Source organism: Polyangium sorediatum (assembly GCF_029946465.1).
GTDB lineage: Bacteria > Myxococcota_A > Polyangia > Polyangiales > Polyangiaceae > Polyangium > Polyangium fumosum.
The window spans coordinates 1-545 of sequence record NZ_JARZHI010000180.1; the positions used below are offsets into that span (position 1 = coordinate 1).

The window sequence follows — 545 nt, forward strand, 5'->3', positions numbered from 1 at the left end:
CCAGCGCGCGACCAGCCGAGCCCACTGCTTCGCCGTCCTCCGTGCCATCCGTCCTCCAGACGCGTTGAGGGCAGGGTGAACGGCTGGCGCGGGGGCTCCAAGATGTAGTTGGCCGGGCGCTTACGAAGCGCGAGCTGTCGCAGTCGACGCGGAACAATACGCAGATCGTGCTCCGGTCGGTGCTGCGATTCGCGAAGGCGCGCGGGTACATCGCGCGGGTGCCGGAGGGGTTGCCCAGGCTCAAGCCGATCGGGCAGTGCATTCTGGAGATTCCGACCGACGAGGAGGTCGAGCGGATTCTCGCGGCGGCGAGCGGGTCGCAGCGTTTGGCGTTCGGGTTGATGGCGTATGCCGGGCTGCGGCCGAATGAGGTGCGGGGGCTACGGCGGCGGGATGTGCGGCTCCGGTGGGAGGGAGAGTAAGTCCTCGCCGCCCCCCGTCCTGACGTCCCGTGGCCCCCGTGCCCAGGCTCCCAACCGGAAGGAGCCTCAACATGCATACGGAACAACAAGCGGCGGCCATTCGTGCGGAGGTCTCGCGCATCG

At 68.8% G+C, this 545-nt stretch carries 1 protein-coding gene; it reads left to right on the top strand.

Annotated features, from left to right (window positions below):
• Positions 1–167: 167 nt before the first annotated feature.
• The gene (locus tag QHF89_RS49915; protein WP_136973429.1) at positions 168–422 is read left to right on the top strand and encodes a hypothetical protein; all 255 of its coding nucleotides are present in this window, start codon (positions 168–170) and stop codon (positions 420–422) included.
• Positions 423–545 lie beyond the last annotated feature (123 nt).